Source organism: Staphylococcus sp. EG-SA-2 (assembly GCF_017152085.1).
The window spans coordinates 1-2,032 of sequence record NZ_JACYHC010000673.1; the positions used below are offsets into that span (position 1 = coordinate 1).

Sequence of the window (2,032 nt, forward strand, 5' to 3'; positions counted from 1 at the left end):
ACTTACTATTAATAATCTTATTTTCACTCGTTATCTTACAATATATCTTAGTTGTTGGAACGATTAGTATGGTTTCACCTAATATTTTAATCAGCTTAGGTATCAGCATTGTATATTGGATTGGTTCAGTCATCTTAGTTGCCATTAATAAAAATATATTTGGTATCGTTGCTCCATTTGAGGCGAGCAATACGATGTATCGTGCCGTAGAAAAAATATTGAATAACGAGTCAACATTTATGTGTCCTACTGAAATTATAAATACAGTATCATTCTTCGTTCTTCTATTTATAGTTAATACTATTGTCTTATTACTAAGTAGAAAGAGATGGTTGAAAATCGGTATGTAGTACATAAAAAGGAGCGGCATCCATTGTCGCTCCTTTTTATTATGTATTTTTACAATCTCCACCAATGACACGTCGTCATTGCTACCTCATACCAAACAAAAAAACAGTCTCGCAATCAAGACTGTTTTCCACTCAATATATTCATCCATTAGCGTAATAGATTATTTGACTTCTGTAGCTACAAAGATTTTACGTTTTTCCCAAACGCCTGTCTTTTCATTGTAATCATCACAAGTAATTAATGTTAATTGTTTATCTTTACCTTTTTGTTCATCTAGAACTTCTACATCTGTAGGCTTAACATCTCTTATACTTGTCATTTTATACTTACGTGTTTCATTACCAACTTTAAAGTACACCATACTACCTTTTTTGGCTGCTTTAAGATTTGTAAATTGATAGTTCGGACGGTCAATGAAAGTGTGTCCTGCAATTGAAATATTTTGATCATCTAGTGATTCGTTTTCTTCTGCAAAGCTTACACCTCTATTTAATTGTTCAGGTGTTGCTGGTCCTGGATATACTGGTTCTTTAATATCAGCATCTGGAATTTCAATATAGCCTGCCACTTTCGATTTATCTTTCGGAATTTGAGGTTTAGCTTGCTGCTTTTTATCTTTACTCGCCTGTTCTTTTACATTTTTATCATATTGTTCAATCTTTTCATCTTTATCTTTATCGTGAAGATAATTATCGATATGTGGTTTAGCAAACAAATATGCTGCCACTAGGATAAGTACCACACCAGCGATTGTCATTAATCGATTTGTCCATTTTTTCATACGTTAAGGCTCCTTTTATACATTTCACAATGCCTGTTAACATTTCATATAGTATACCATTAATTTCAAAATGACTCATAGCAATTCATTTTATACTATAAAATTTACATGTATACTTTTACGTTAGATTTCATTACACATATTTGCATTCAAATAACGAAACGCTTTTAATAATTACTAAGGGGGAATTGATATGATTAGATACGCTAAAAAAGAGGATTTAAACGCTATATTAGCGATATACAATGATGCCATTATCAATACTACAGCTGTTTATACTTATGAACCACAAACCATAGACGAACGTGTCGCATGGTTTGAAACGAAACAACGTAAGCATGAGCCTATCTTTGTATTTGAGGAAAATGGAAGTGTCTTAGGGTTTGCGACGTTCGGTTCGTTTAGACCTTGGCCAGCATACCTATATACAATCGAACATTCTATTTATGTCGATGCTTCAGCTAGAGGAAAAGGTATTGCTAGTCAATTACTACACCATTTAATTGTTGAAGCAAAAGCTAAAGGTTATCGTGCGCTAGTTGCAGGCATTGATGCTTCCAACAAAGCGAGTATTCAGTTGCATCAAAAGTTTGCTTTTAAGCATGCCGGCACACTGACCAATGTAGGTTTTAAATTCAATCAATGGTTAGATTTAGCATTTTACGAATTAGATTTACAAGACTAGTAATGTTTGAATCACATAATATAAACAAGACAACCATGTTAATTCCCTTAACATAACAAGCCAACATATAAAATTTTAAACTTCTCAGGGGAGTGGGACAGAAATGATAAAGAGCCACTAATGATTTATTATGTAGTGGTTCTTACACATTAGCCACAGCTAATGTGTACTTAAAAATAGGAATACATGAGTAAAACTCATGCATAAGAAATACT

The 2,032-nt window shown here is 32.9% G+C and carries 2 protein-coding genes and 1 pseudogene; 2 read left to right on the forward strand and 1 reads right to left on the reverse strand.

Annotated elements, in window-relative coordinates; genetic code table 11:
• Positions 1-350, forward strand: a pseudogene (locus tag IDG60_RS12140) (peptide ABC transporter permease); the annotation flags it as partial.
• A 161-nt stretch (positions 351-511) separates the two neighbouring features.
• On the opposite strand, the gene srtA reads toward IDG60_RS12140, so the two are convergent.
• Positions 512-1,132, reverse strand: coding sequence for a class A sortase SrtA (gene srtA / locus IDG60_RS12145; RefSeq protein WP_000759359.1), 621 nt, complete (start codon positions 1,130-1,132; stop codon positions 512-514).
• A gap of 193 nt (positions 1,133-1,325) precedes the next feature.
• On the opposite strand from srtA, the gene IDG60_RS12150 reads away from it, so the two are divergent.
• Complete coding sequence (locus IDG60_RS12150; RefSeq protein WP_000621926.1) at positions 1,326-1,817, forward strand: GNAT family N-acetyltransferase; 492 nt, start codon at positions 1,326-1,328, stop codon at positions 1,815-1,817.
• Positions 1,818-2,032: the final 215 nt, after the last annotated feature.